This is a genomic window from Intrasporangium sp., from assembly GCF_032907665.1.
GTDB lineage: Bacteria > Actinomycetota > Actinomycetes > Actinomycetales > Dermatophilaceae > Intrasporangium.
The window spans coordinates 27750-52811 of the sequence record NZ_JAJJPG010000003.1 but is presented as its reverse complement, the minus strand read 5'-3'; the positions used below and the strand labels follow the sequence as shown (position 1 = coordinate 52811).

The 25062-nt window shown below is 71.5% G+C and carries 21 protein-coding genes and 1 pseudogene; 12 read left to right on the top strand and 10 right to left on the bottom strand.

Annotated elements, in window-relative coordinates; genetic code table 11:
* The first annotated feature begins 1019 nt into the window (after positions 1-1019).
* From LOY02_RS00940 to LOY02_RS00930, 3 genes are all read left to right on the top strand, one after another.
* On the top strand, positions 1020-1970 hold the full coding sequence (locus tag LOY02_RS00940; protein ID WP_410505895.1) for a ParA family protein: 951 nt from the start codon (positions 1020-1022) through the stop codon (positions 1968-1970).
* Between the two features lie 332 nt (positions 1971-2302).
* Entirely contained in the window at positions 2303-3418 is a 1116-nt protein-coding gene (locus LOY02_RS00935; protein WP_317180435.1) for a ParB/RepB/Spo0J family partition protein, read from the top strand.
* A 1-nt stretch (position 3419) separates the two neighbouring features.
* Positions 3420-4292 carry an Fpg/Nei family DNA glycosylase gene (locus tag LOY02_RS00930; RefSeq protein ID WP_317180434.1) on the top strand — a complete coding sequence of 291 codons (873 nt, stop codon included), beginning with the start codon at positions 3420-3422 and terminating at the stop codon, positions 4290-4292.
* Between the two features lie 18 nt (positions 4293-4310).
* Here LOY02_RS00930 and LOY02_RS00925 read toward each other — a convergent pair whose 3' ends face one another.
* Positions 4311-4712: a nitroreductase family deazaflavin-dependent oxidoreductase gene (locus LOY02_RS00925; RefSeq protein WP_317180433.1), complete on the bottom strand. Its 402-nt coding sequence runs from the start codon at positions 4710-4712 to the stop codon at positions 4311-4313.
* 112 nt (positions 4713-4824) lie between these two features.
* On the opposite strand from LOY02_RS00925, the gene LOY02_RS00920 reads away from it, so the two are divergent.
* Both LOY02_RS00920 and LOY02_RS00915 read left to right on the top strand, forming a co-directional pair.
* Positions 4825-5715, top strand: a complete 891-nt coding sequence (locus LOY02_RS00920; RefSeq protein WP_317180432.1) for a metallophosphoesterase — start codon at positions 4825-4827, stop codon at positions 5713-5715.
* Positions 5716-5804: 89 nt separating this feature from the next.
* Positions 5805-6626 (top strand): alpha/beta fold hydrolase, encoded by an 822-nt coding sequence (locus LOY02_RS00915; protein WP_317180431.1) that lies wholly within the window; start codon positions 5805-5807, stop codon positions 6624-6626.
* Between the two features lie 181 nt (positions 6627-6807).
* Here LOY02_RS00915 and LOY02_RS00910 read toward each other — a convergent pair whose 3' ends face one another.
* Positions 6808-7827: a glutathione S-transferase family protein gene (locus LOY02_RS00910; RefSeq protein WP_317180430.1), complete on the bottom strand. Its 1020-nt coding sequence runs from the start codon at positions 7825-7827 to the stop codon at positions 6808-6810.
* Positions 7828-7989: 162 nt separating this feature from the next.
* Here LOY02_RS00910 and LOY02_RS00905 point away from each other — a divergent pair, with 162 nt between their 5' ends.
* A complete protein-coding gene (locus LOY02_RS00905) occupies positions 7990-8646 on the top strand; it encodes an N-acetyltransferase (protein ID WP_317180429.1) in 657 nt (218 codons plus the stop codon).
* On the opposite strand, the gene LOY02_RS00900 is transcribed toward LOY02_RS00905, so the two are convergent.
* The 8 genes from LOY02_RS00900 to LOY02_RS00865 all read right to left on the bottom strand — a co-directional run bounded on the left by LOY02_RS00900 (position 8615) and on the right by LOY02_RS00865 (position 18207).
* Complete coding sequence (locus LOY02_RS00900) at positions 8615-9907, bottom strand: N-acetylmuramoyl-L-alanine amidase (RefSeq protein ID WP_317180428.1); 1293 nt, start codon at positions 9905-9907, stop codon at positions 8615-8617. The genes LOY02_RS00905 and LOY02_RS00900 overlap by 32 nt on opposite strands.
* A 106-nt stretch (positions 9908-10013) precedes the next feature.
* Entirely contained in the window at positions 10014-10337 is a 324-nt protein-coding gene (gene trxA, locus LOY02_RS00895) for a thioredoxin (protein WP_317180427.1), read from the bottom strand.
* Between the two features lie 75 nt (positions 10338-10412).
* Positions 10413-11426: a thioredoxin-disulfide reductase gene (trxB, locus tag LOY02_RS00890; RefSeq protein ID WP_317180426.1), complete on the bottom strand. Its 1014-nt coding sequence runs from the start codon at positions 11424-11426 to the stop codon at positions 10413-10415.
* A 171-nt stretch (positions 11427-11597) separates the two neighbouring features.
* Complete coding sequence (locus tag LOY02_RS00885) at positions 11598-12491, bottom strand: hypothetical protein (RefSeq protein ID WP_317180425.1); 894 nt, start codon at positions 12489-12491, stop codon at positions 11598-11600.
* A 169-nt stretch (positions 12492-12660) separates the two neighbouring features.
* A complete protein-coding gene (gene sigM, locus LOY02_RS00880) occupies positions 12661-13233 on the bottom strand; it encodes an RNA polymerase sigma factor SigM (RefSeq protein ID WP_317180424.1) in 573 nt (190 codons plus the stop codon).
* Positions 13234-13236: 3 nt separating this feature from the next.
* Positions 13237-15168: a hypothetical protein gene (locus LOY02_RS00875; protein WP_317180423.1), complete on the bottom strand. Its 1932-nt coding sequence runs from the start codon at positions 15166-15168 to the stop codon at positions 13237-13239.
* Positions 15169-15379: 211 nt separating this feature from the next.
* Positions 15380-17686 (bottom strand): DUF6049 family protein, encoded by a 2307-nt coding sequence (locus LOY02_RS00870; RefSeq protein ID WP_317180422.1) that lies wholly within the window; start codon positions 17684-17686, stop codon positions 15380-15382.
* A gap of 35 nt (positions 17687-17721) precedes the next feature.
* Positions 17722-18207 carry an NUDIX hydrolase gene (locus LOY02_RS00865; RefSeq protein WP_317180421.1) on the bottom strand — a complete coding sequence of 162 codons (486 nt, stop codon included), beginning with the start codon at positions 18205-18207 and terminating at the stop codon, positions 17722-17724.
* A 190-nt stretch (positions 18208-18397) separates the two neighbouring features.
* Between LOY02_RS00865 and LOY02_RS00860 the strand changes: the two genes are divergently transcribed.
* From LOY02_RS00860 to LOY02_RS00835, 6 genes and pseudogenes are all read left to right on the top strand, one after another.
* On the top strand, positions 18398-19879 hold the full coding sequence (locus LOY02_RS00860) for a CCA tRNA nucleotidyltransferase (protein ID WP_410505894.1): 1482 nt from the start codon (positions 18398-18400) through the stop codon (positions 19877-19879).
* A 173-nt stretch (positions 19880-20052) separates the two neighbouring features.
* Positions 20053-20586 (top strand): hypothetical protein, encoded by a 534-nt coding sequence (locus tag LOY02_RS00855; RefSeq protein ID WP_317180420.1) that lies wholly within the window; start codon positions 20053-20055, stop codon positions 20584-20586.
* Positions 20583-22070 (top strand): hypothetical protein, encoded by a 1488-nt coding sequence (locus LOY02_RS00850; protein WP_317180419.1) that lies wholly within the window; start codon positions 20583-20585, stop codon positions 22068-22070. The genes LOY02_RS00855 and LOY02_RS00850 overlap by 4 nt, the downstream gene beginning before the upstream one ends.
* A gap of 172 nt (positions 22071-22242) precedes the next feature.
* Positions 22243-22785 (top strand): hypothetical protein, encoded by a 543-nt coding sequence (locus LOY02_RS00845; RefSeq protein WP_317180418.1) that lies wholly within the window; start codon positions 22243-22245, stop codon positions 22783-22785.
* Positions 22782-23687 (top strand): PP2C family serine/threonine-protein phosphatase, encoded by a 906-nt coding sequence (locus LOY02_RS00840; RefSeq protein WP_317180417.1) that lies wholly within the window; start codon positions 22782-22784, stop codon positions 23685-23687. The genes LOY02_RS00845 and LOY02_RS00840 overlap by 4 nt, the downstream gene beginning before the upstream one ends.
* A pseudogene (locus tag LOY02_RS00835) lies at positions 23684-25062 on the top strand (hypothetical protein); the annotation flags it as partial. The gene LOY02_RS00840 and the pseudogene LOY02_RS00835, both read left to right, overlap by 4 nt.

Below are 25062 nucleotides of genomic sequence, written 5' to 3'. Positions count from 1 at the left end.
CGGTGGGTGTCGACCCGGTGGGTGTCGACCCCGTCGGGGTTGGGAGGGACGGTGTCGGGGCGCCAACCGTGGTGGCGGGCACTCGGCCCGAGATCGCTCCAGGGGGTCGCACTGATTCCCCGTTCGCCGTTCCCGGCGCCGAGGCCATAGGGACCACGGGCGCGCCACGAGGCGCGGAGGTATCGCCCGCCCCCACGGCACACCCGGTCGAGGCGCCGAGCGAAGGCCAGGGACCGGGCTATGCCCCCATCCCCGGCGCTACGGGGTCGCAGGCCGGTGCCGCCGACGGCGGCGGGACCCGGGCCGACTCGCCAGACGCAAGCGCAACGTCCGAAACGGGCAGGGATACGTCCGTGCTCGCCTCGAGTCAGCCGCACTCCAGCGGCTCGGCGCCCGCACCTCACCGATCGGGCTTCGGTGAGGCACTGCGCTCCGGGCCTCGCCCGGAACCGCGGCCCGCGGACACCCGCGCGATCGGCGCGGACATCTACTTCACGTCCGCGGGGTCGGCCGGTCCAGGGACGGCTTCGGGGACGGAGCACGGAATGACTCACGAGTCGACGGACGACGCCGACCCGGTGGACACCGGATCCGCTATCGGCTCCGACCGGCCGGAGGCGGGCTCGGCGGAGGTCGTCAGCGACGAGAGGAGGGGGGACTTCCCCGCGGGAGTCCCTGGCTGGGAGCCTGAGCCGGCCGAGGCAGGCCTCCCCCCCAGCGCTGGCTCCACGGCTGAGTCGCAGCCTGCTGTGGGTAGTCCTGACCCGACCGACGGGATTGAGCCACGGTCCACCGTGGTCGCGGATGGAACGGACGAGCTGTCTCACAGCCCAGTGGGCCCCGCCGGCGTTGTCGATCGACCGGATCCGGTCCCTCCGCCCAGCTCGCTGGCTGAGTCGACCACCTCATGGACGGGCGCCGGTGGCGGCGCGACGCCTGTGGACAAGGATGTGGACATCGACACTCATTCAGCCCCTGCTCCGCACGAATACCCCCCGGGGGACGCTGGGGAAAACGGTGTGGATGACGGAGCGGTGACGGCGGTGTCGGGGGTGGTTTCACGTGAAACGGAGTCCCAAGGGCACGCCTTCTCGATGGGCTCCATCGAGGACGAGCAGGCTGTCGCTGAGAACGTCCGGCGGCGGATCCAGCTCACGGGTCGCCCGTTCCCCAAACCCGTGCAGAGCCGCGTGCTGACTGTTGCCAACCAGAAGGGCGGGGTCGGCAAGACCACGACGACCGTGAATGTCGCCGCTGCCATGGCGCAGTCCGGTCTCAAGGTCCTGGTCATCGATCTCGACCCGCAAGGCAATGCGAGCACCGCCCTCGGCATCGATCATCACGCCGAGGTCCCCTCGATCTATGACGTGCTCGTCGACGGTGAGCCGCTGCTCGACGTTGTGCAGCCGTGCACCACTGTGGAGGGTCTCTTCTGCGCACCGGCGACGATCGATCTGGCGGGAGCAGAGATCGAGCTCGTCTCACTGGTGGCCCGCGAGTCCCGTCTCCAGAAGGCGATCGTCGCGGCCGACGAGACCGGGCACGAGTTCGACTACATCCTCATCGACTGCCCGCCCAGTCTCGGCCTGCTCACGGTCAACGCGATGGTTGCGGCGTCCGAGGTGTTCATCCCGATCCAATGTGAGTACTACGCCCTCGAGGGTCTGTCCCAGCTCCTCAAGAACATCGAGCTCGTCAGGGCGCACCTCAATCCGCCGCTGCACGTCTCGACGATCCTGCTCACGATGTATGACGGGAGAACCCGGCTCTCGGCGCAGGTCGCGGATGAGGTTCGAGAGCACTTCCCGGAGCAGGTGCTCCGCACGACCGTCCCCAGGTCCGTGCGCGTCTCGGAGGCGCCCAGCTTCGGCGAGACCGTCATGACGTACGACCCGACGAGCAGCGGAGCCCTGGCCTACTTGGAAGCCGCGGGAGAGATCGCGGACCGTGGGGCGGCCGGCAACATCTGACAGGGCAGGCCCGACAGGACCGACAGGACCGACACTCGAGACCGGGGAGCCAGCCGGTCGTCAGGCCGTGAGCACTGGGTGGCGCGCGGCACCGGGGTTTCACGTGAAACCTGGTGGCCACCGGTCGGAGGCAGCGAAGTTCATCGCACCGGCCAGCAGGTCGATGGGAAACCGTCCGCGCCCAATCGACGAAGGGCGACACCTCAAGGTTTCACGTGAAACCGGTCAACGACACGGTGCCCGTGCGGGGGGAGGTTGCTCCGGTCCGCCTCCGCCGTCACCTAGACTGGCCGCGCGCGAGGGTCGCGACGATGATGTTGAGGGGTGCTGACATGGCGGAGAAGCGACGGGCTCTGGGGCGCGGACTGGGAGCTCTCATCCCGAGCGCACCGTCCAGCGGAGGCCGGCCGGTCGACGTCCTCTTCGCGGAACGGAAGCCGACGCAGGAGATGGACCGACCCGACGGCGCGACCGATGGCTCCGGCGTGGCGGGATCCGGGACCTCCGGCGAGTCGACCCCAAGAGCGGAAGGCTCGGCCAACGGGCAGTCGGCCGGCGGCGGGCAGTCCAACGCGACCCAACCCGGCGAGGGCGAGGGTGCCTCAGGTCTGGCGCCGGTCCCCGGTGCGCAGTTCGCCGAGGTCGACATCGACCTCATCCGACCGAATCCGAAGCAGCCCCGTTCGGTCTTCGACGAGGACGACATGGCAGAGCTCGTCCACTCGATCCGGGAGATCGGGGTGCTCCAACCCGTCGTGGTGCGCCGGATACCGCAGGACCAGCTCGGTGAGGCCGAGGGCAAGCAGTACGAGCTCATCATGGGCGAGCGTCGGTTGCGCGCCACCCAGGAAGCCGAGCTGGCGACGATCCCAGCCATCATCAAGGACACACAGGATGATGCCCTCCTGCGTGACGCGCTCCTCGAGAACCTCCACCGCAGCCAGCTCAACCCGCTCGAGGAGGCAGCCGCCTACCAGCAGCTGCTCGACGATTTCGGCTGTTCGCACGAGGAGCTCGCCCAGCGGATCGGCCGGTCCCGGCCGCAGATCTCCAACACCCTCCGACTGCTCAAGCTCCCGCCTCTCGTGCAACGACGAGTTGCTGCCGGCGTCCTCAGCGCCGGTCACGCGCGGGCGCTGCTGAGCCTGTCCGACGGCGCCGCCATGGAGCGGATGGCCCAGCGCGTCGTTGCCGAGGGCATGTCTGTGCGGACGGTCGAGGAGCTGGTGTCCCTGGGCGACGGGGATGCCCCTCCGAAGCCGCGCCGACCCCGCGCCGGCACCAGGCACCCGCAGCTCGACGACTTCACGGCGGGACTCTCCGACCACCTGGAGACCCGGGTCAACATCTCCCTCGGGCAGCGCAGGGGAAAGATCACGGTCGAGTTCGCCTCGATGGAGGACCTGAAGCGGATCCTCGGGATCATGGGCCTCGAATCGCGCTTCTGACGTGCCCGAGGGCCACACGATCCACGCCTTGGCGGCCCGGCTCAACCGAACCCTTGGGCGACGACCGGTAGCCGTCTCGAGTCCGCAGGGCCGGTTCGCCGCTGATGCCGCGCTCATCGACGGGCGGATCCTCGAGGCGGCATCGGCCCGAGGAAAGCACCTCTTCGTCGATTTCGACGACATCGTCCTCCACGTCCATCTCGGCCTCATCGGGTCGTTTCACGTGAAACCACGCGCTGACGAGGCGCGAGCCACGTCGCCGGCGCGGCTTCGGATCGAAGGTGCAGACCACGTGGCTGAGCTGCGCGGGCCGATGATCTGCGCTCTCGTCGATGACGCCACTCGCCGCATGACCCTCGAGAAGCTGGGCCCCGACCCGCTTCACCCACCGGATCGCGCGGGCGACGGAGCCGGCCGGGCCTGGGAGCGGATCACGAAGAGCCGCAAGGCGATTGCCGAGCTCTTGCTTGACCAGTCGGTCGTGGCGGGAGTCGGGAACGTCTATCGGTGCGAGGTGCTCTTCCGACATCGGATCGACCCCTTCACCCCCGGACGAGACCTCGGGCGACGGCTCTGGGACGAGGTCTGGGACGACCTCGTCACCCTCCTCCCGCTCGGGATGGCCTTCTCGCAGATCCTCACCATGCAGGACCAGGTGGACGCCGCAGCCGAGATGGTCGCCGACGGGTCCTCGCTCGCCGTGACGGAGCGGCTGACGGGGGAGCGGCTGGGGGACCACTTCGAGCGACGCTTCCACACCTACCAGCGCACCGGCGAGGCGTGCGACCGCTGTGGTCGACGCGTTCGAGAGCAGGTCATCGGCGGCCGAACCCTCTACTGGTGTCCGGGCTGCCAGCGTCGTCGGAAGCGGTGATCCTCACCACCCGGTGCTTCACCACCCGGTGAAGGGGCTCTCCGAGAGGACCTCGAGCTCGACGAAGTCGGTGGTACCGGTCAACGGCAGAATCTGTCGCGGGCCCAGCGGCATCCGGCGCAGACCCTCGGCCGTGGGTAGGTGGCGCGGTGCGCCGAGCACGACGAGACTGCGCCGCAGGTGCATGCGGCCACCCTGGGCGGCCCGGAGGTTCTTGAGCCAGTCGACGTCGGGGCCGTAGGTCAGCGCGAGGGTGACGCGGTCGCCGTCACGGAACGCCAGGAGCGGGACGTGATACACCGAACCCGACCGTCGCCCGACATGCTCGAGCTCGACGAACGGCCCGTGGCCGGCGAGGCGCACCAACCCCTTGTTGAAGACGTGCTTGTTGAGCCGAGTGATGACGTGGGGGATCGGCATGGAGAGGCTCCTCCTCATGGCGGGATTGACGGGGCCATGCTGACCGCACACGCTACGCCGTGCGCGGGGAAACCGGTACGCCGGAATCGGCCCAGCGGCATACGCTCTGCACATGGTCTTCACGGGGAGCCGCCCAGCACCGACCCACGTCATCGCCCACCTGAGCGACATGCACCTCATCGCCGGCGACGGCCTGCTCCACGGCCACATCGACACGCGCGCGCAGCTGCGCAAGGTTCTCGAGCGGATCGAGCAGTCAGGCGAGCGATTCGATGCCCTCGTCCTGTCCGGCGACCTCACGGAGTTCGGCGACCCCGAGGCCTATGCCCTGCTGCGAGAGCTCCTCGAGCCGGTGGCCGCCCGTCTCGGTGTGCCGACCATCATGACGGGTGGCAACCACGACGAGAGGGGGGCGCTGGCGCGAGAGCTCTATGGCGTGGACACCGACGAGCCCCAGGACACGGTCACCATGGTGCGCGGGCTGCGCCTCATCGACGTCGACACCGCGCTTCCCGGCTTCCACCACGGCGGCCTGTCCGATGCCCAATACGACTGGCTGGCAAACGAGCTCGCCGCGCCCGCCGAGCACGGCACGATCCTGGTCATGCACCATCCACCCGTGACCTACCGGTCCCCGCTCATGCAGCTGCTCGACTTCGACGACGTGGAGCGCCTCCGGGCGGTGCTCGAGGGTTCCGACGTCCGGGCGATCCTGAGCGGTCACCTTCACGTGACGACCTTCGGGACGCTGGGCACGATCCCGGTCTTCGTTGCGGGTGGGGTGAGCTACGTCGACGACGCGGGTGCACCGCGGGAGCTGCTCATGGGGGTCGACGGCCCTCAGTCCTGGAACCTCATCGAGGTCCACGCCGACCAGGTCGTCGGCACCGTCGTTCCGGTGGAGCAGCACAAGACCTGGCCGGCACTGAACGAGGCCGTCGTCGAGTACGTGGCTACGCTCCCCGAGGCAGAGCGCCGCGCTGCGCTCTCGACGAAGCGCTGACCTCTCTCGGCAGTCGAGTGTCGAAGTTGCCGGCCTCCGGTCGACTCAGGGGTGTCACCTTGCACGCCCACCCTTCACCAGGAGCAGACATGACCAGTACCGAAGCGATCCAGACCACCGCATCTGTCGACGGCACGCCCATCGCCTACGAGACCTACGGCGCCGGTCCGGTAGCCGTCGTCGTCGGCGGAGCGTTCAACGACCGGAGTGCCGGCCGGGAGCTCGCGCAGACCCTCGCCGAGCACGGACTCACCGGCGTGGCCTACGACCGACGCGGACGCGGGTCCAGCGGAGACACGAAGCCCTACGCAGTCCGGCGCGAGATCGAGGACCTCACCGCCGTCATCACCGCAGCAGGGGGGCCGAACCAGCCCGCCCACGCCCACGGCATCTCATCCGGGGGAGCGCTCGTCCTCGAGGCCGTCGCCGCCGGCGCCCCGATCACGACTGCCTCCGTCCTCGAGCCGCCCTACCGGGTCGAGGGGGCACCGCCGTGGCCGGAGCGCTACATCGAGACGCTGGAGGAACTCGAGGCCGCGGGCGACCGCGAGGGCATCCTCCGCTACTTCCACACCCGCGCCGTGGGACTCCCCGAGGAGATGCTCGACGGCATGCGGGGCACTCCCATGTGGGACTCCCTGCTCGCGCTCACCTACACGGTCCGCTACGACGGGCTCTGCATGGGCCCCGACTCGGCCCTGCCGACCGAGCGGCTCACCTCCACCACGACGCCGGTCCTCGCGGTGAGCAGCACCGGCACCGCGATGCCCTTCCTTCCCGCGGCGGCGCGGGCCGTCGCCGACACATTGCCCAACGGCGAGTATCGGGAGCTCGAGGGCGGTTTCCACGAGGTCCCCGCCGCGACGCTCGCGCCCGTCCTCGCCGACTTCACCCGCCGGGCCGTCCAGTGACTGACGTGACCAGACGGGCCCAGACCTGACCCGACCAGACCTGACCTGCCCAGCCCCACCAAGTGCTGCCCCTGCCCGACCCGAGGTCTGTCGCCCTGGCCGGCTGACCTCGTCCCGAGGAACAAGGCACCGGGAACGCCAATTTCGTTGTCCTGCAAGGGAACTCAGCGGCATTCCGAGGTCAGTCGAGAAGGGCCAGCGCCGGGTTGTGCTCCGGCGGAACCATCTCACGCGCCGGCCCCGGCGGGGTCCCGTCGCCGAACGGCGACCCGCCGAGGGCCTCTCGCCCGTGCTCCGAGGCCCAGCTCGAGAGGTCGGGGCCGCCGGGGACGATGCCCGTGGGATTGATGTCGCGGTGGACGACGTAGTAGTGCGTCTTGATGTGGGTGAAGTCGATCGTGTCGCCGAAGCCCGCCGTCTGGAAGAGGTCCCGGGCGTAGGCCCAGAGGTTCGGCAGCTCGACGAGCTTGGCCCGGTTGCACTTGAAGTGGCCGTGGTAGACGGGATCGAACCGGACGAGCGTCGTGAACAGCCGGACGTCTGCCTCGGTGAGGTGCTCGCCGACGAGGTAGCGGCGCGTGGCGAGGTGGTCCTCGAGCCAGTCGAGCCGTCGCCACAGCCGGTCGTAGGCGGTGTCGTAGGCCTGCTGGGTCCCGGCGAAGCCGCAGCGGTAGACGCCGTTGTTGACCTCGGTGTAGTTCACCTGCGCCATCTCGTCGATCTCGGCCCGCCACCGCTCGGGATACAGGTCCGGTGCCCCCTCCCGGTGGTGCTCACGCCACTGAGTCGACAGGTCGAGGGTCAGCTGGGCGAAGTCGTTCGTGACGACGGCGCCGGAGGGGATGTCGACGATGGCGGGGACGGTGATCCCACGGGAGTACTCCGGGTCGCGCCGGACGTACGCGTCCTGGAGCCGGGGAATGCGCAGGACGGGGTCGAGGCCACCGGGGTCGAGGTCGAAGGTCCAGCTGCGCTTGTCGTGCACCGGTCCGCAGATCCCCATCGGCAGCGCGTCCTCGAGTCCGAGCAGTCGACGCACGATGATCGCCCGGTTGGCCCACGGGCACGCCCGCGACACGATGAGGCGGTACCGCCCGGGCTCGACCGGCCACCCGTCTCGCCCGTCGGTGGTGATCCGCGTCGTGAGGTAGCGGGTGTCCCGCTCGTAGGTCGGCTCGACGTAGCTGCCCTGCTCGGTCATGCCCCCACGATAGGTTCCGTATGCCGCTGGGCCGGGTTTCCCCGCGCCGACGATCACCGCGCGTGGCCGGGTCGGGAGGGGCGGGGGAGCGGGGGTGAGGAGACGCGGTCGTCGGGCCGGGAGAGAATGGGGCCATGAGCCCCCGAGGGCAGGAGCCGCGCCGTGCGTGACCTGCGTCCGTTGACCGTCGACCGCGTCCCCGACCTCGCCGGCGATTTTGCCCTCTGCACCTTCTGGCAGACGGTGCCCCACAACGGCCACGTCCTTGCCCGGGCGCCGGAGGAGGTCCTGCGCGACTGGGTCCACGAGGTCACGGCGGACTGGGGTCCGCCCGGTCGCATCGCCTACGTCGACGGCATGCCGGCCGGCAATGTCCTGCTCGCGCCGGCGCGGCACGTGCCGCGGCTGGCCGCCTTCCCGACGGCACCGTCCGACCCGTCGACGCTCATGCTCCTCACGGTGCGCGTCAACGCGGACCAGCAGGGCCGGGGCCTGCGCAAGGTGCTCGTGCAGGCGGCCGTCAAGGAGGCGCTCCGCCACCGGGTCCGAGCGATCGATGTCATCGCGGCGCGCCCGTTGGCGGTGAGCCGGCATCCCTGCGTGCTCGAGGCGGCCTTCCTCGAGAACGTCGGCTTCCGGGTGACGCGAGACCACCCGGTCTATCCGCGGCTGCGGCTCGACCTGCGAACCGTCGTGACGGTCCGCGAGGAGGCGGCCGCCGCGGTCCGCAAGGTCCTGGCGAAGGTACCGGGCCTCCGGCCCGTGCCGGACACTCGGCCGGACGGGGTCACTCCGGCTCGGACGGCCCACCGCCCGTGAGCCGCGCCGAACGCGTCCCTGCGGCCTGCAGCGACTCGAGGTGGCGGCGGAGGTCGGTGAGCTTGAGCATCCCCGTCTCGGCGATGTCGGCGTCGCCGAGGTAGAGGCGCTGCAGCGCGACGACGGCTCCCTCCGCGATGGCGTCGAGGGTGTGCGGGTCGGACAGCGCCGCTGCATCCGCCGGATGGCTGAGGTAGCCGACATCGAGCCGCACAGCAGGCATGCGCGTGCGCCGGAGCAGCGCCCAGTTGCGCGGGTGGCTGCGGCAGTCGGTGAGCCCGGTGCGGGCGACGACCTCACGGAGGAGCAGGTCGGCGAACTGCTCGCCGATCACGGACCAGCCGCCCCGACCGGACGCCACCTCATGGACGGCTCCGCGCGCGCGTTCCTCGGTCTGGCCGGTCTGGCCGTCTTGGCCATCCTGGCCGTAGAAGAAGGTTGCTGCTCCGTGGGCGGCCGCGGTCGCGGAGTGGTCGGTGTGGATCGAGAGGACGAGGTCGGCATCGAGCGAGTTGGCGAAGGCCGATCGGTCGGCCTCCTCACCGCCCGGTCCTCCGGTGCGGGTGAAGACGACCTCGACGCCGTGTGCGGTCAGCCGCCCTTCGATGCGCCGCGCGAGGTCGAGGACGAGGTCTGCCTCGGTGAGGCCGTGGCCGCTGGCACCCGGGTCACCGCCACCATGCCCGGGGTCGAGGACGACGACCCGGCCACTGAGGCTGTAGCCACCCCGGCGCAGCTGCTCGCGCTCCCGGAGCGCATTGGCCGACCCTCCCGTCACGGACCGCCGCAGGGCGTCGAAGGCATGCATCGTCTCGGGCCCGAGTATCCCGTCCGGAGGGAGGCCGACCCCTGCCTGGAAGCCACGGAGCGCCGAGTCCGTCGCGGGACCGTGGATCCCGTCGACCTTCCCGGGCGTGAAGCCCAGGTCGGCGAGGCGACCCTGCAGCTGCGCCACGTCGTCGCCCTCCAGGAAGTGGTCGGGCAGGTAGCGCAGCACCCGGTCGCCGAGAGCCCAGCGAGCACCGTCGAGGACGGAGTACGTCGACCGGCCCACGACGCCGTCGACGAGCAGCCCCCGGCGCTGCTGGAACGACTTGACCGCCTCCTCGACCAGCTCGTCGAAGACGACGGCGTCCCGAAGGCCGGAGCGACCGGTCCAGGTCGCTGGCAGGTCGCCGGTGACGAGGAGCCGATCGCAGACGTCGGCGACCGCTGACCCGGAGTCTCCTCGGCGCAGCACGACGATCGGCTGTGGCGTCACGGGGCTCCTTCGGGCTCGGGGACCCTGTGCACTGTAGTACGCCGAAGGGGCGGCACCGCGACCCGCGGACCACCCCTTCCAGCTGTCTTCACGCACGGCTACCGGATCAGGAGATGAACTCCTCGAGCTCGCGAAGCAGCTTCGGCTTCGGGTGCGCGCCGACGATGCTCTTGACCACCTGGCCCTTGACGAAGACGTTGAGCGTCGGGATGGAGACGACCCCGTAGCGGGCTGCCGTGTCCATGTTGGCGTCGGTGTCGAGCTTGACGACCTCGATCTTGTCGCCGTACTGCTCGTTGATCTCCTCGAGGATCGGCGCGACCTTGCGGCACGGGCCGCACCACTCCGCCCAGAAGTCGACGAGCACGGGCTTCTCGCTCATGAGGACATCGTCGGCGAAGCTGGCGTCCGTTGTGTGCTTGAGTGCCATCGGGTGGTCTCCCTGTCGTGTCGTATGCCGCTGGGCTGGCTGTGGGGTACTGCGGGCTTGGTGGGTGCGACGACCCTACGCGGTGGCGCCGACGGGCTCGTCCTCGTCGCTCGGGGGAGCCGTCGTGTCGACGATCTCGGGGTCGTCGCCGAGGGAGGCGAGGTAGTGCTCGGCGTCGAGGGCGGCGGCGCAGCCGGAGCCGGCGGCGGTGATGGCCTGGCGGTAGATGTGGTCGACGAGGTCACCGCACGCGAAGACGCCGGGCAGGTTGGTGTGCGTCTCGCGGCCGGTGGCGTCCTGACCGGCGAGGACGTAACCGTTCTCGTCGAGGTCAACGAGGCCCTTGACCAGCTCGCTGCGCGGGTCGTGCCCGATCGCGACGAACAGGCCGGTCACCGCGAGCTCGCGAGTCTCACCGGTGACGGTGTCGCGCAGGGTCAGGCCGGTGAGCTTGCCGTCACCGTGGATCTCCGCGACCTCGCTGTTCCACGCGAAGGTGATCTTCTCGTTGGCCAGGGCTCGGTCGGCCATGATCTTGCTGGCTCGCAGCTCGTCGCGGCGGTGGATGATGGTGACCGACCGGGCGAACTTCGTCAGGAAGGTCGCCTCCTCGATCGCGGAGTCGCCGCCGCCGACGACGGCGATGTCCTGGTCACGGAAGAAGAACCCGTCACAGGTGGCGCACCACGAGACGCCGTGTCCGGACAGCTCCTTCTCGTTCGGCAGTCCGAGCTCGCGGTAGGCGGACCCCATCGCGAGGATGACGGCCTTGGCCGAGTACGTCGTGCCGGAGCCGTCGGTGACCGTCTTGATGTCACCGGTCAGGTCGATGGCGGTCACGTCGTCGGTGACCAGCTCGGCGCCGAAGCGCTCGGCCTGGGCCCGCATCTGCTCCATCAGCTCGGGGCCCATGATGCCGTCGCGGAAGCCCGGGAAGTTCTCGACCTCGGTCGTGTTCATCAGCGCGCCGCCGGCCGTGACCGCACCCTCGAAGACGAGGGGGTGAAGATTCGCCCGCGCGGCGTACACGGCTGCCGTGTAGCCAGCGGGACCCGAACCGACGATGATGACGTTGCGGACATCGGACATGACGAGCGTGCTCCTCGAACAGGGTGGCGCACCGCAGGGGGCCTGATCGGGCAGGGCGGTGCTGTCTGCCTCAACCGATCCTAGGTCTCCCGTATTCCGATGCGGGCTGGGACGCGCCACCACGCGGAAGGCTCCTCAGCGGCATACGACACGGGCGGGGTGACGTGGGTCTCACGGGACGGGAGTGGCCTGGGTGAGGGGCGCCGGATTGCCGGTCGAGCACGTACGTTCCACGACACGCACCGTGCTCCGGCCGCCGTCGGTGACCACGATGATCGCGGCCGGCCGTCCCTCGTAGGTGGCGATGTCCACATGAACCGGGACATCGGTCGGGAGCGAGTGGGCGCCGAGGCAGTCCTCGAGCCCCACCTCCGTCGCAATGGGGCCGAGGGTCGGTGCCTCCGCGGCGAGCACCTGGACCGGTGGGCCAGGGTTCGTGAGCATCGCCCTGGCCTGAAGCGGCAGGTCGGCGGCGGTGTAGTTCGTCGACGAGAGCTGGATGTGGAGACTGGGATTCGTGGGCCCAACCGGTGGGGCGATGGGGCCGGCCGTGGTGGACGACTGGGCAGGGGAGCCCGTCGGGGTCAGCGTCGGCGGCCTCGGGGTCGCCACGATCGCGTTGGCGTCCCCGAGGGATGGCGTCCCGTTCGTGCCCTTGTTGAGGTGCAGCGCCGAACCCCCGACGGCCACCACGGCCGCTGCTGCCGCCACGGCTGCGACCGCGAAGAGGGGGCGTGGGCGTTGCCGCTGGCGGATGAGCGGTGCGAGAACGGCGTGGTCCGGGTCGGCCGGGCCCTGGCCGGCGCCGACCTGTCCTGACTGGTCCTGTCCTGTCCGGTTCGGCCCTCTGTGGTCCGGTCCGGTCAGAGCGTGTCCGGTCCGGGCCAGGGGGCCCGGGTCGACGCGAAGGGCGACCTCGTCCGAGAGGAGGGTCTCGATGCGTTGGGTCACGTGCTCGGGCATGGGCCCGGGGTCCGGCGCAGCCGCGAGCAGCTCACGGATGCGCGCCTGCACCACGGGATCGATCTCGTCTCCGGCTCCAGGGGTCTGCCCGGGTTGGTCCACGGTCTTCCTTCGGTGTGCGTCACGGTCGGGTCCGGCCCGTGTCCCCCGGTCATGGGACCGACCTCGTGCTACGACGTGCGGGGTCGGCGGTTGGTTCCATGGTGGTCGAGCGATTTCTCGGCGGCCGGTGTCGTGCGCTGACCTGCCGTCTCACCGGACGGAGTCGCGCTCACCGGCCGGACCCCGATCGCCCGTCCGCGGTGAGACCGAGGTGCTCGGCCAGGGCGGCGCGCCCGCGGGCGCACCGCGACTTGATCGTCCCCTCGGCCACGCCGAGGATCTCGGCGGCCTCGGCAACCGGGACCGCGTGCATGTCGACGAGGACCAGCGCAGCCCGCTGGCCCTCGGGTAGACGCGCGAGGGCCTCCTCGATGTCGAGACGCACCTCGGTGGATGCGTGGTGGTCGTGCCGGTCGGGCAGCTCGTGGTCGGGCAGCTCGGCCGTCGGTCGGCGCCGCCGCAGGCGGTCGAGGCACGCATTGACGATGATCCGATGCAGCCACGTGGTCACCGCAGCGTCCCCGCGGAACGAGCCCGCCCGCCGGAACGCCGAGATGAAGCCGTCCTGAACGGCGTCGGCGGCGACCTCCGGGTCGCGGCAGGTGCGCAGGGCGACAGCCCACATGCGGTCCTTGTGCCGGCGGAAGAGCTCCCCGAAGGCGTGGTCGTCGCCGGCGACGTGCAGTGCGAGCAGGTCCCGGTCGCTGAGGTCAGTGAAGGGGACGGAGGCGGCGGGGCCCACGACTCAGCGCACCACCACTTCGGCGATCTGGGCCCGGTGGTGGTCGGGTGCCTCGTCCGGCGCGGGACGGGTGACCCAGACGATGACCTTCGTCCCCGGCTCGATGCCGGAAGGGGCCTTGATGGTGACCGTGCCGCTCGTGTCCCGGACCTTGCCGATCTCCTGGGCGCCCTCGAGCTCTGCATCGTCGGTGAGGAAGACGGTGACGTCCTGCGCAGCCGGCAGGGTCAGCTCCACCTCGCGCACCACGGTCGGGGCGCTGAGGTCAAGGACGAGTCCGACGCCCTCCTTGCTCCGGTTGTAGGTGTCGGTGCCGTACCACCGGGACTTCCAGGCGGTGTCCGGGTCGCCGTCAAAGGCGAGTGGCACCAGCCGGGGGCTCTCCTCGCCGTCGTCCTGCGGGTCGAAGCTCACGCCACCGACGATGCTCACGGGCTCGTCCGGGGGCGGCGACGGCGTGGTCTTCGTCGGGGACGGCTGCTGGGTCGTCGTGCCGGTCGTTGTCGGGGTCGCGCGGGTCCGGGTCACCGTGACCGTCGGCCGCGCCTCGGCGGGACTGTCCGAGTCGCCGATCTTGGCGACGTTGTTGATGCCGATCGCCAGCGCGATGATGACGAGCGCCCCGACGATGGCCAGCGCAATGCGGGACTGGGCTCCGGTGGGTCGCTCAGGCGTGCCGCCGAACACCGGCAGCGGCGACTCGAACTGGCCCGTCGGGGGCTCCTCGAGAGCCTCGTCGAGGGCGATGTCCTCCCCCTCGAAGCGCTCGTGGTGGCCGACGCGGCGCTCCGCGGCCCTGGCCGCCGCCTTGTCGGCCGCCGCGCGGGCGAAGGAGCCGACTCGGTCGCCCAACGTGCCGGCGACCCCGGCCCCGGCGGCGGGTGCGGCCCCCGGAGCCGATGACCCGGCTGCCCCCGCTGCGGCTGCTGCCCCCGCGCCTGCAGCAGCAGCGGCGCCCTTGGCGCCGCCCGACTCACCGGCGGCCCCTCCTGCCCGGCCCGGGGACCGCCCGGAAAGCCGGGCGTAGAGGTCGCCGCTCGTGCGCCCCTCGGGGGAGTAGCGCGGTGCGATTCCGGGGGCAACCTGGGTCGGCTCGATCTCAGAGCGGCTGGCGGGGAGCCGAATCCCGCTGGCGCCATCGCTCGTCGGCGGCTCCGAGGGCCACGGAGCGATCTGGAGCGCCAGATCTCCGGGCGACAAGGGGCCGCGGTCGTCGTTGAGGGTCATCCGGCAGATGAGGTCGAGATCATTGGGGATCCCCACCGCGATCTCGGACGGGGCCGCCACGCCGCCGACGACGATCGGCGCGGGCTCGAGCCCCACGGGGCGGGGCTTGCCCGCGCCTGCGGAGCCGGCCGGCCACCGCGCGGTGAGGCCGGCGTAGATGAGCTTGACCAGGCCGATGGCATCGATCCGGGAGGCGTCCCGGTCCGATGCCCGTTCGGCGTCGCTGAGCGCAGCGTCGGTGGCGAGTCCCCGGACCTTGACGTCACCGTCGGGCATCCGCAGCACGGACGACGGAGTGAGGCCCAGGTGGTGCAGGCCCCGGTGCCGCGCCTTCTCGAGAGCGCTGGCCGCCTCACCGACGAGACGGCGAACCTCCTCGGCGGGGAGGCCCCCGACCTGGAGCAGGTGGGAGATCGGCATGGCGCCGGTGAGCGGCTCCTCGACGATGAAGGCAATGTCCGCGTCGGCTCCCACGTCGAGGACGCGGACCAGCCGTGGGTCCTCGATGCCGGCTGCCCGGCGGGCCGCGTCGAGTGCCGCGGGCGCCACCGACGAGGCCGCCGGGAAGCACACGAGCACGACCTCGCGGTCGAGGGTGTGGTCGGTGGCCCGCCATCGCTCGTGGTTGGGACCCTCGGACGTGCGCAGGGTCACGGCATAGCGGCCCCCGAGCACTGTTCCCGGTCCGATCCCGTGCACCTGCGTCACCCCTTCCTGCGTGAGTTGTGGTCCTGAGCTGTGGTTGTGCTGCGTGCTGGTGGCTGTGCTGGCTGTGACGTCGGTTGGTCGATGACCCGCCGGAGCGGGCCGTCGTCGAGTCGCGGGCGAGAAATGGTGGGCCGAGCCGGCATGGTCCTCCGTGGTCAGGACCTGTCCCGACCACGGAGCCGACTGCGGTCCTGCTTCATACTATGGCGCGTCAGTCGCGGATCCGGCCCAGCGCGGCTTCGTCGCGCTCAGCGATGGCGTCGAGGTCACCGATGTCGTCGATGCGTGAGGTGCCCTTGAGGACCGTGCGGATGACGCCGGCCAGGAGCACGAGCCCGGCCAGGACGCCGCCGATCCAGTAGAAGGTGGAGTCGAGCGGGTTGGCTGAGACGGGGATGCGGGCCTCGGACCCGATCCTCGTCCCATCGGCCGTCGTGAGGTAGGCGAGGATGTCGGCTCTCCCGGCCGCGACCGCGTGGACAGGCACGGAGACGTTGCTCCGGGCGCCGGGGCCGGCGGAGATGCTCACGGGGCCTGGTTGCTCGACGATCTGGAGGCGAGGGTTCAGTGGGGTGACGACGAGGCGGAGGTCGTCGACGGCGTAGCCGAGCCCGTTCTCCAAGGTGATGCGCAACGTCCCGTTCTCCGCGAGGAAGTTGATGCGTCGCGGCACGACCCTGATCGCCGACGTGGCATTCCGGACGTCCTTGGTGACGGAGTTGTTGAGCTGGCCCCAGGCCGCCGGCCGGTAGCGCCAGCGCACGCTCGCGAGCTCGTCGAGGAGCTCGCCGTAGGTCCGCTCGAACGCGACTCCGTCCTGGACCACCGTCGCGACGGCGTCGAGAGTGTGGCGTTGCTCCGCGAGCTGACTGAGCCGGAACTCGCTCAGGGTCGGCTTGGGTGCGGCCGACCCGGGTGGCTTGGCGGGCTGCTCGGCGACGCGGGCCTGGTCACCGCCGTCGTCGGTGAGCAGGGCGTCGAGATCGACGGGGTCGAGCCAGGCGATCGAGTCGGTGGTCGCACGGAGGAAGGCGGACAGGGCGTCGGGGTCAGGGTCGTAGCCACGTGGTGCTGCGACGAGCACGGACCTCTCGATTCCCGGGAGCTCGCCGAGGAGCACGAGGGTCTCCGCGAGGAAGCGCTGCGTCGACAGCGTCGGCGACGGGTCCGATCGCTTCGGCAGCAGCGCGGACAGTCGCCGGTCGTAGCCGAGCAGCCGCGTGCCGTTGGCGGATACCCGACGCGCCGTGGGGGTGTACGGAGAGGGAGCGGTGATGGCGCGCTGGTCGACGATGATCCCGGCCGCCTGCTTCGTCGCCGAGGTCGACCAGAGCGACTGCACGTCGTCGTCGCGTCCGGCGGGGAAGAGCCCGTCGGCGGGCCAGGCGATGTCCCCGCGCACCGGCTCCCCGATCCGCGCGCCGACCGCCGTGGCCCGTGCCACGAGGGCGCGGACGACGGGGTTGTCGGGGTCGATGTCGCCGGTGGCGGCGACATCGGCGTCGGCGTAGGGCAGGGAGACGAGACTGCGACCCCGCAGGCTGGAGACGAGACGGTCGACGAGGGGCGAGGACCGGCCGCCCTCCGCACCCGAGGGGTCGGCCGGTGCGGACGTGGGTGTGTCCGCCGGTGACGGCGTGGCCGGGGTCGTCGCCGCCGTTGTCGCCGCGGTCGGCGGCCCGACCGTCGCATCGGAGTCGGAGCCGTCCGGCCCCTCGGTCGGGGGAGCGGTGGTGGGGGGCGTCGTGGACGTGCCTCCCGGGGGCGTCCCGGTGAGCTCGTCCGGCCCGGCGACGAGCACCGAGGGGTCGATGGCCAGCGTGGCATGGCTCCCGCTCGTCCCCTCGACGATCCGGTCGACCCGGGACCCCGGGCCGATGGCGTTGGTCCACGCCTGCCGCCTCACCTTCTCGTCGTTGGAGAAGAGCTTGAGGTCAGGCTGGAGGGTCACTGGCACGGCCAGGGCGATCTGGAGCGGGACGAACTCCACGCGGGAGTTCCACGAGAGGAAGGTCCGCGTCGTCCCGATCGGGGTCGACGCGCCGCGCTCGTAGACCTCCAGGGCGATCGGCAGGGCGGCGAAGGCCGCGTCCGTGCCGACCCGCCACTCCTCGAGGTCGATGCTGAAGGGAACCGTCTGCCCAGCCGGCACCTCGGACGGCTCAGCGTCGGTCTCGACGACGACGCGACCCGTGGCCTTTCCGGTGCCCTTGGCCCAGCGGTCGATGTCGCCCCGCACCGTGAGACTCCGCGAGCCGAGGACGACCTCGATGCGCGCCCCGACGAGCGGCCCGGACGTGGGAGCCGTGAGCGACCCGGTGATCCGGGTCTCGCCCCGGCCGTCGAGCACGGTGGGGGACACCTCCGTCAGTGTGAGGATGGCCCTGTCGTCGTCGGGGGTCACGAGGGGTCCCTGTACGGGGGCAGGGTCGTCCCGGCCCGGGCGGGCTGGGTCCGGCTCACTCGCGGACGCGAGGGCGGGGTGTCCCGTCAGGACGAGCAGAGTCGTCAGGGCCACCGTCCGGAGGGCGGCGCGCCATGGCCGGTTCGGGGTCACGCCGTGCCTGCCAGCCGGCTCCACGCCGCCTGTGCGATGCGTCGCTCATTGGGGAAGGTGAGCCGACGGTGGACCTCGTCGAGGCGCATCCAGGCGACGTCGATGGCTTCCCGGTCGGGGTCGTTCTCGATGGACAGCTCGCCGCCGAGGGCCTCGAGCAGGTAGTGGTGGACGTACTTGTGGACCCGCTTCGTCGACGTCGCGAACCAGTAGTCGATCGTGCCCAGCTCGATGAGAACCCGCCCCACGATGCCGGTCTCCTCGGCCACCTCTCGTGCGGCGGTCTCGACGAGGGTCTCCCCGGGCTCGACGTGACCCTTGGGCAGGCACCACTCGATCCGCCCCGCGCGGTTGCGCCGCGCGATGATCGCGATGAGGGCGCACCCGTCCTGGATATCGACGACGATGCCTCCCGCAGAACGCTCCTCGACCGCGGGCAAGCGCCTCCCCGGCTGGGAGCTCGGGGCGGCTTGCGCGGTCATGTCGCCACCATAACCAAGGGACCTGTTTCGCGCCCCGTGCGCGAGCAGCACGCACACCCCCCGAGCAACACGCCCGGTGGTCCCCGACCACCCACGGATATTTCGCCAGCAGCTTGCCCAGAGCCGGGCGTGTTGCGGCCGAGGGCGGTGGCGACCAGTGGGCCTCGCTCGCTCACCTAGGCTGGTCCCCGTGCCCGACCGTCCCACCGCGACCACCCCCGACCCCACGCACCTGCCTCTGCTCCGTGGCGCGGTGGCCCAGCTGGCCCCGGTGCTCCCACTGCTGCAGGGGCTCGGCGAGCGGTTCGCACAGGCGGGCCACGAGATCGCGCTCGTCGGAGGGCCGGTCCGCGACGCCTTCCTCGGCCGGGTCTCACCGGACCTCGACTTCACGACGGACGCCAGCCCCGACGAGATCCTCGCCGCCGTCCAGGGGTGGGCCGACGCGCACTGGGACATCGGTCGCGAGTTCGGCACCATCGGCCTGCGCAGGGGCGAGCACCACATCGAGATCACGACCTACCGTGCCGACACCTACGACCGCGCGAGTCGCAAGCCCGAGGTGATGTTCGGCGACAGCCTCGAGGGCGATCTCGTCCGCCGCGACTTCACCGTCAACGCCATGGCGATCCGGCTGCCGAGTCTGGAGTTCGTCGATCTCCACGGTGGCCTGGCGGACCTCGCCGCCCGCCGGTTGCGGACGCCGGCGACGCCGGAGGAGTCCTTCGCCGACGACCCGCTGCGAATGATGAGAGCGGCACGCTTCGCGTCCCAGCTCGGCTTCGACGTCGCGCCGGACGTCCGGCGGGCGATGACCGAGAATGCCTCGTCCCTCGTCATCGTCTCGGCGGAGCGGATCCGTGACGAGTTCACCAAGCTGCTCCTGTCCGGCTCGCCGCGGCCCGGGCTCGCCCTGCTCGTCGACACCGGGCTCGCCGACGTCTTCCTCCCCGAGCTGCCGGCGCTGCGTCTCGAGGTGGACGAGCACCATCGTCACAAGGACGTCTACGACCACTCCCTCACCGTTCTCGAGCAGGCGATGGCGCTCGAAGGTCCGCCCGGCGCGCCCGACGAGCAGGTCCCGGGGCCCGATCTCGTGCTCCGTCTCGCCGCGCTGCTCCACGACATCGGCAAGCCGGCGACGCGCCGCTTCGAGCCCGGGGGTGCCGTGTCGTTCCACCACCACGAGCTCGTCGGCGCCAGGATGGCGAGCAAGCGGCTCAAGGCGATGCGCTACGACAAGGAGACCGTCAAGGCCGTCGTCCGCCTCATCGAGCTGCACCTGCGCTTCCACGGCTACGGCGACGGCCAGTGGACCGACTCCGCCGTGCGTCGCTACGTCAACGACGCCGGCCCCCACCTGCAACGCCTCCACCGGCTGACCCGATCGGACAGCACGACCCGCAACGTCCGCAAGGCGCAGCGGCTGTCCCGCGCCTACGACGACCTCGAGCAGCGGATCGAGCGCCTGGCGGCTGAGGAGGAGCTGGCTTCGGTCCGGCCGGAGCTGAACGGCAACGAGATCGCCGAGATCCTCGGGATCAGTCCCGGACCCCTGCTCGGCGAGGCCTACAAGTACCTTCTCGCCGTCCGTCTCGACGAGGGCCCGATCGGCAAGGAGGCCGCCCGGGAGATGCTGCTCGCCTGGTGGGCTGACCGCGACCCCTCCTGACCGGCTCGATGCCGAGCAGCGGGAGGGACGTTGGGCACGGGGCGAGCCCAGCGGCATACGTCACCGACTGTGTCCGTATGCCGTTGGGCCGGCTCGCGCGTGAACGGTGGGGAGCGCTCCCCATCGCGCCCGTCGAGCGCAGGCTCTAGCCTGCCCCTGATGAAGGGGGTCCCATGCCGACGTTGACGTATCCGAGCCCGACGTTCCCGGGCCGGCCCGCGCTCCGACTCGACCTGCCCGAGGGGTGGGAGGCCGTGCCCGCTGTCGGTGACCTCGCCGGCGCTGCGCTCGTCGCGATGCGGCCGGAGCCGGCCGGGGAGTTCCGCGCCAACCTCATGGTGACCCTCGACGAGGTGCCGGCCGATCACACGGTGCGCTACGACCTCGACGGCGTGGAGCGGCTCGCGGCCGAGCGTCCGCAGGGCACGGCCGGCCAGGTCACGGCGCACAACGTCGGCGGCGTGACCTTCTTCGGCCGCGACCTCAGCTACGTCGACGACCAGGCGGGGACGCTCCTCGTGCGCAACCTCTTCGGCTTCCTGCGTCGCGACGTCGACGGGGGGCTCGTCCGGATCACCGTGACCGGCACGGTCGGTTCGAGGCGGCACCGCGAGGACTACGCGGAGCTCGGCACCGTCATCGCCGGGCTGCGGGTGACGCCCGGACCCGGCACGACGCCGCTGCTCGACGAGGAGGGAGCGCAGTGACGACCTTCTCCAAGGGCGCCGACGTCGAGGCTCTCGCTCGCAGCGCCAGCACCCTCAAGGCCTTCCAGGGCGAGCTGACTCGCATCGAGGCGACCTCGCGTGCCGCGATGCGCTCGATCGAGGCGAGCTGGGGCGGCGACAACCTGCGTGCCCTCGTGCGCCACTTCAATGCCACCGCCGTCCCGGGCCTGCACGCCTGCAACGGCATCTTCGATTCCATGGCACGACGACTCGACGCCAACGTGGCCGCGCAGCGGTCCGCCTCGGGGCAGGCGAGCGGCGGCGGCGGGGTCGGGTCCGGCGGCTCGGGTGGCGGCGGCGGTGGTGGACTGAACGACGTGACCCAGACGAAGGGCCACACGTTCGAGCGCGAGCCCCAGGAGCAGCCCGACAGCATGGGCGACGAGTCGGGCACCCGCTACCACCACACCGCCGACGGCGGCCGCCACAGCTACGAGAACGCCACCGAGGGCGAGGACGGCCGCGTCCGCTACGACCGCTACACCCACGCCGGTGACTACCGCGACCGGCAGCTCGAGCACGAGTCCGGCTGGCGCAGCGAGACCGAGCGCAGCGTCAACCGGCCCTGGCTGCCCACCGACAACTCCGAGGACGAGAACTCCTTCGCCAACCGGCACCCCGGAGCGGACACCGCGATCAACCGGGGGCTCGAGGGCGTCAACTGGCTCGAGCGGACCGAGCACGAGGGCCACACCGACTACGAGAAGGTCTACTACGACGCGGACGGCAACGTCACCGACGAGGAGCACGCCGTCCGGATGGCCTACGGCGGTGGCCCGGGCACGGAGGTCGCGGGCTACCACGAGTTCGGCATCAAGGACGGGGCGCTCGCGGCGGGTCTCGGTGGGACGGCCGGCGCCTACCTGCTCCGCGGCGGCGTCGAGGGCAACCTCGGCGACCACGGCAGGTACAACGCGAGCGGCTACGTCGGCGCCGAGGGCAAGGCGGACGCGAGCATCTCGCTCGGCAAGGACGGATTGGCGGCGAAGGCCAATGCCGAGGCGATGGTGGGCGTCAAGGGGGAGGCGGGGGTCGCCTACGACAACGGTCCCCTCGCGGCGCACGCGAACGCGAACGCGATGGCCGGAGCCGAGGCGAAGGCAGACGCCTCCGTCGCGATCGGCAAGGACGGCATCCGGACGAGCGCGGGCGCCGAGGCCTTCGCCGGGGTCAGGGCGGGCGGGGAGGTCGGCGGGAACATCGCCGGCGTCGGCGGCACGGTCGGCGGCGAGGTCTACGCAGGGATCGGCGCACACGCCAACGTCGACGCGAACTTCAGCGCGGAGAGCGTCAAGGTCAAGGTCGACGTGGGAGCGGCGATCGGCATCGGTGGCGGGGTGAGCTTCAGCGTCGACGTCAACCCGAAGGAGTTCATCGAGGACGTCGGCCTCGGTGACGTCGCCGACGACATCGGGTCGGCGATCAAGGATCCCGTCGGTGCGATCGGTGGGCTGTTCGGGTGACGTTGGAGCGTGTCGCTCGGCGTCGGTCGCGGGAGTCCGGGCCTGTGACGGGGCGGGGGGAGCCGGGCCGCAGGGTCCGGACCTGACACGGACCCGCGTCTTTGATTGACTTTGCGGGCTGCTCCGGCCACGGCACGGCCCCCGCCCGCCACGGAGCGACGAAAGGACACCGATGAGCACCTTGGCCTACCCGAGCACGGACTTCCCGGGTCCGCCCTCCGTGGCCATCGAGGTCCCGGACGGCTGGCTGCCCGTGCACGCGCCGGGCACGGCCCTGGCTGCCAAGCAGCCGCGGGAGGACGCCTTCGCGCCCAACGTCGTCGTCAGCATCGAGCCGTGTGGGTCCGGGCCTGCCGACGAGGAGTCTGTCGGACGCATCGCTGCCCTTGCCGAGTCGCGGGGTGGAGCCGCCAGTGAGCCGTATGCCGCGGAGCTGGGTGGCGCGCGCTTCGTGGGCTGTGATGCCACCTGGCCGGACGCAGACGTCGAGACGATCCTCCAGGCCAACCTCTTCCATGTCGTCCGCCCGGAACGTGAGGGCGCCGCCTCGTGGCTCGTCCAGCTGAGCGGATCGGTCGGCGGTCCTTCGGCCGAGGCGGACTATGAGCTGATCCGTGGCGTCCTCGCGTCGGTCCGGGTGCGCCCGTGGTCCGGTGAGGCAACGGGTGGTCCGGGAGTGGCCGCGCCGAGCTCGGCAGGAAACCCGGGCGCATGACGGTCGACCAGTCGGCGATCTCGTTCGGTGTCGCCACCGACGTCGGACGTGTGCGCCGCCACAACGAGGACAGCGCCCGGGCCGCGGGCCTGATCTTCGTCGTCGCCGACGGCATGGGTGGGCACGCGGCGGGTGAGGTCGCGAGCGGTATCGCGGTGGACGCGCTCATGGAGCTCGCCGAGCGCCCTGTCCTGCACCAGCACGACATCGTCGACCAGGTGGGCGAGGCGAATCGCCGCATCCTCGAGTCGGCCGCCCGCCACCCGGAGCAGACCGGGATGGGCACGACCGTCGCCGGGCTCGCCCTCGTCTCCGGAGGAGGCTCGCAGCACTGGGTCGTCTTCAACATCGGCGACTCCAGGGTCTACCGGCTCATCGACGGGCACCTCTCGCAGGTGACCGTCGACCACTCGGAGATCCAGGAGCTCGTCGAGCGCGGCGTCATCACCGCTGAGCAGGCCCAGCGTCACCCGGGCCGCAACGTCATCACCCGCTCGCTCGGCCGCGACCCCATGGGCCCCGTCGACACGTGGGTCTTCCCGCCCTACCCCGGCGAGGTCTTCGTCATCTGCTCCGACGGGCTGTCCAACGAGCTGCCGACGGAGGAGATCGAGGACGTCGTGCGTGCCGTCGACGACCCGGAGGTGGCCGCCGGGGAGCTGGTCCGCCGGGCCGTGGAGGCGGGCGGGCGCGACAACGTCACTGCTATCGTCGTGACGCTGCAAGGTCACGAGTCCGAGGCCGGCGTCGACGAGGACACCGCTCCGCGCGAGGCGATGGGCGGGCCAGAGGGCCGGCAGCCGACAGGGAAGCACACCGCCGATCCGAAGGTCCCCACCGAGGGGGCGGGCGACAGGGCGGCGGGTGAAGGCTCGACAGGGGAGAGCAGGTCCGTGGTGTGAGTGATCCGTCCGTCGTCGTCCAACGCGCGCCCGACGGCTGGACCCATATCGGTGGGCCCGGCATGCACCTGCTCATCGCCCTCGAGGAGGAGGACGACCGCACGCTCACCGCGAGCGACGCCGCCGACGGCGGGGAGCTCGACGACGTCATCGACGTGCTCACCGCCGGTGGGGTGCGCAAGGCCCACCACTTCGTCGGGGTCCACTGGGGGCCGCGGACGCGGATCGTCGCCTTCGGGCCGGTCTCCGTCAGGCTGACGTTGGCCGACGGCACGGAGCACGAGGTCAGGGCATCGAACCCCCGGGTCTGGACCGACCTCCTCCTCGACCAGCACCCGGAGCGCGTCGAGCTCCTCGTCCTCGACGAGAAGGAGCGCGAGGAGCCCGTTCCACCCTCGACCCTGACCGCAGGGCCGGGCGGTGTGGCGGTCGTCGCTGCGCTGACCACCACGACCGATGCCCGGGACCGGCCAGCGACCTCCCCGTCGCCCGACTCCTCAGAACCACCGTCCCCGTCGCCGGTGGCGTCCGTGACGGACCGGCCCGAACCGGTCCAGGAGGAGCCTTCGCCGGAGTCGGAGTTGGCGTCGGCGTCGGAGTCGGCGTCCGAGTCGGAGTCGGCTCCCCGCAGTCTCCCCACCTTCGGCACGGCCCGTCCGGAGGAGAGCGCCGCACCGGCGTCGTCGTGGGGGCGCACCTGGGTGCGACCCGGAGACGAGACCACCGGGCCCGAGGAGCCGGAGCCGGAGGCGGCTGCGGCGACCCCGCCGACCCCCGCACCGACACCTTCACCGTCAGCGGGTCCCGCGGCACCGCGGGTCGCTCCGGAGAGGGCTGCGCTGCGTCCCTGGGGTCCGGGGCCTGCGGTGGCGCCGCGCCGCGCCGCGCCCGGACCCACACGGGAAACAGTCTCGACGGCCGCCGCCACGGCGCCGGCGGCGGCACGGGCTGCGCCGATTTCCGCACCGGAGGCGGCCGACCTTCCCGCTGCCCACACGGGCCCCGTCGACCTCGAGTCGACCTGGGTAGCCCGACCGGCGGCGCCCACCGCCGAGGACGTCCCAGGGTCGGCCGCGGAGCCCGCGCCCGAGCCGGCTCCACCAGCGCCCCGGGAGACGACATCGGCTGTGGAGCCCACACCGCAGGCTGAGCCGGGCGCCTCGACCGACTCGGGGGCAGCGCCGAGCTATGACTACCTCTTCGGGCACACGGTGACCGTCGACGAGCACCGCAGGATCCTCGCCGGCCTTGACGGCACGGGCGACGAGGCCGACGACGACCGCGGGCTCGACGACAAGGCCCCCCGAGACGTCGGTGCGTCCACCCCGGCTGCCGGTGAGGTCTCGGGACCCGCCACGGTCGGGGGCCGCGACAG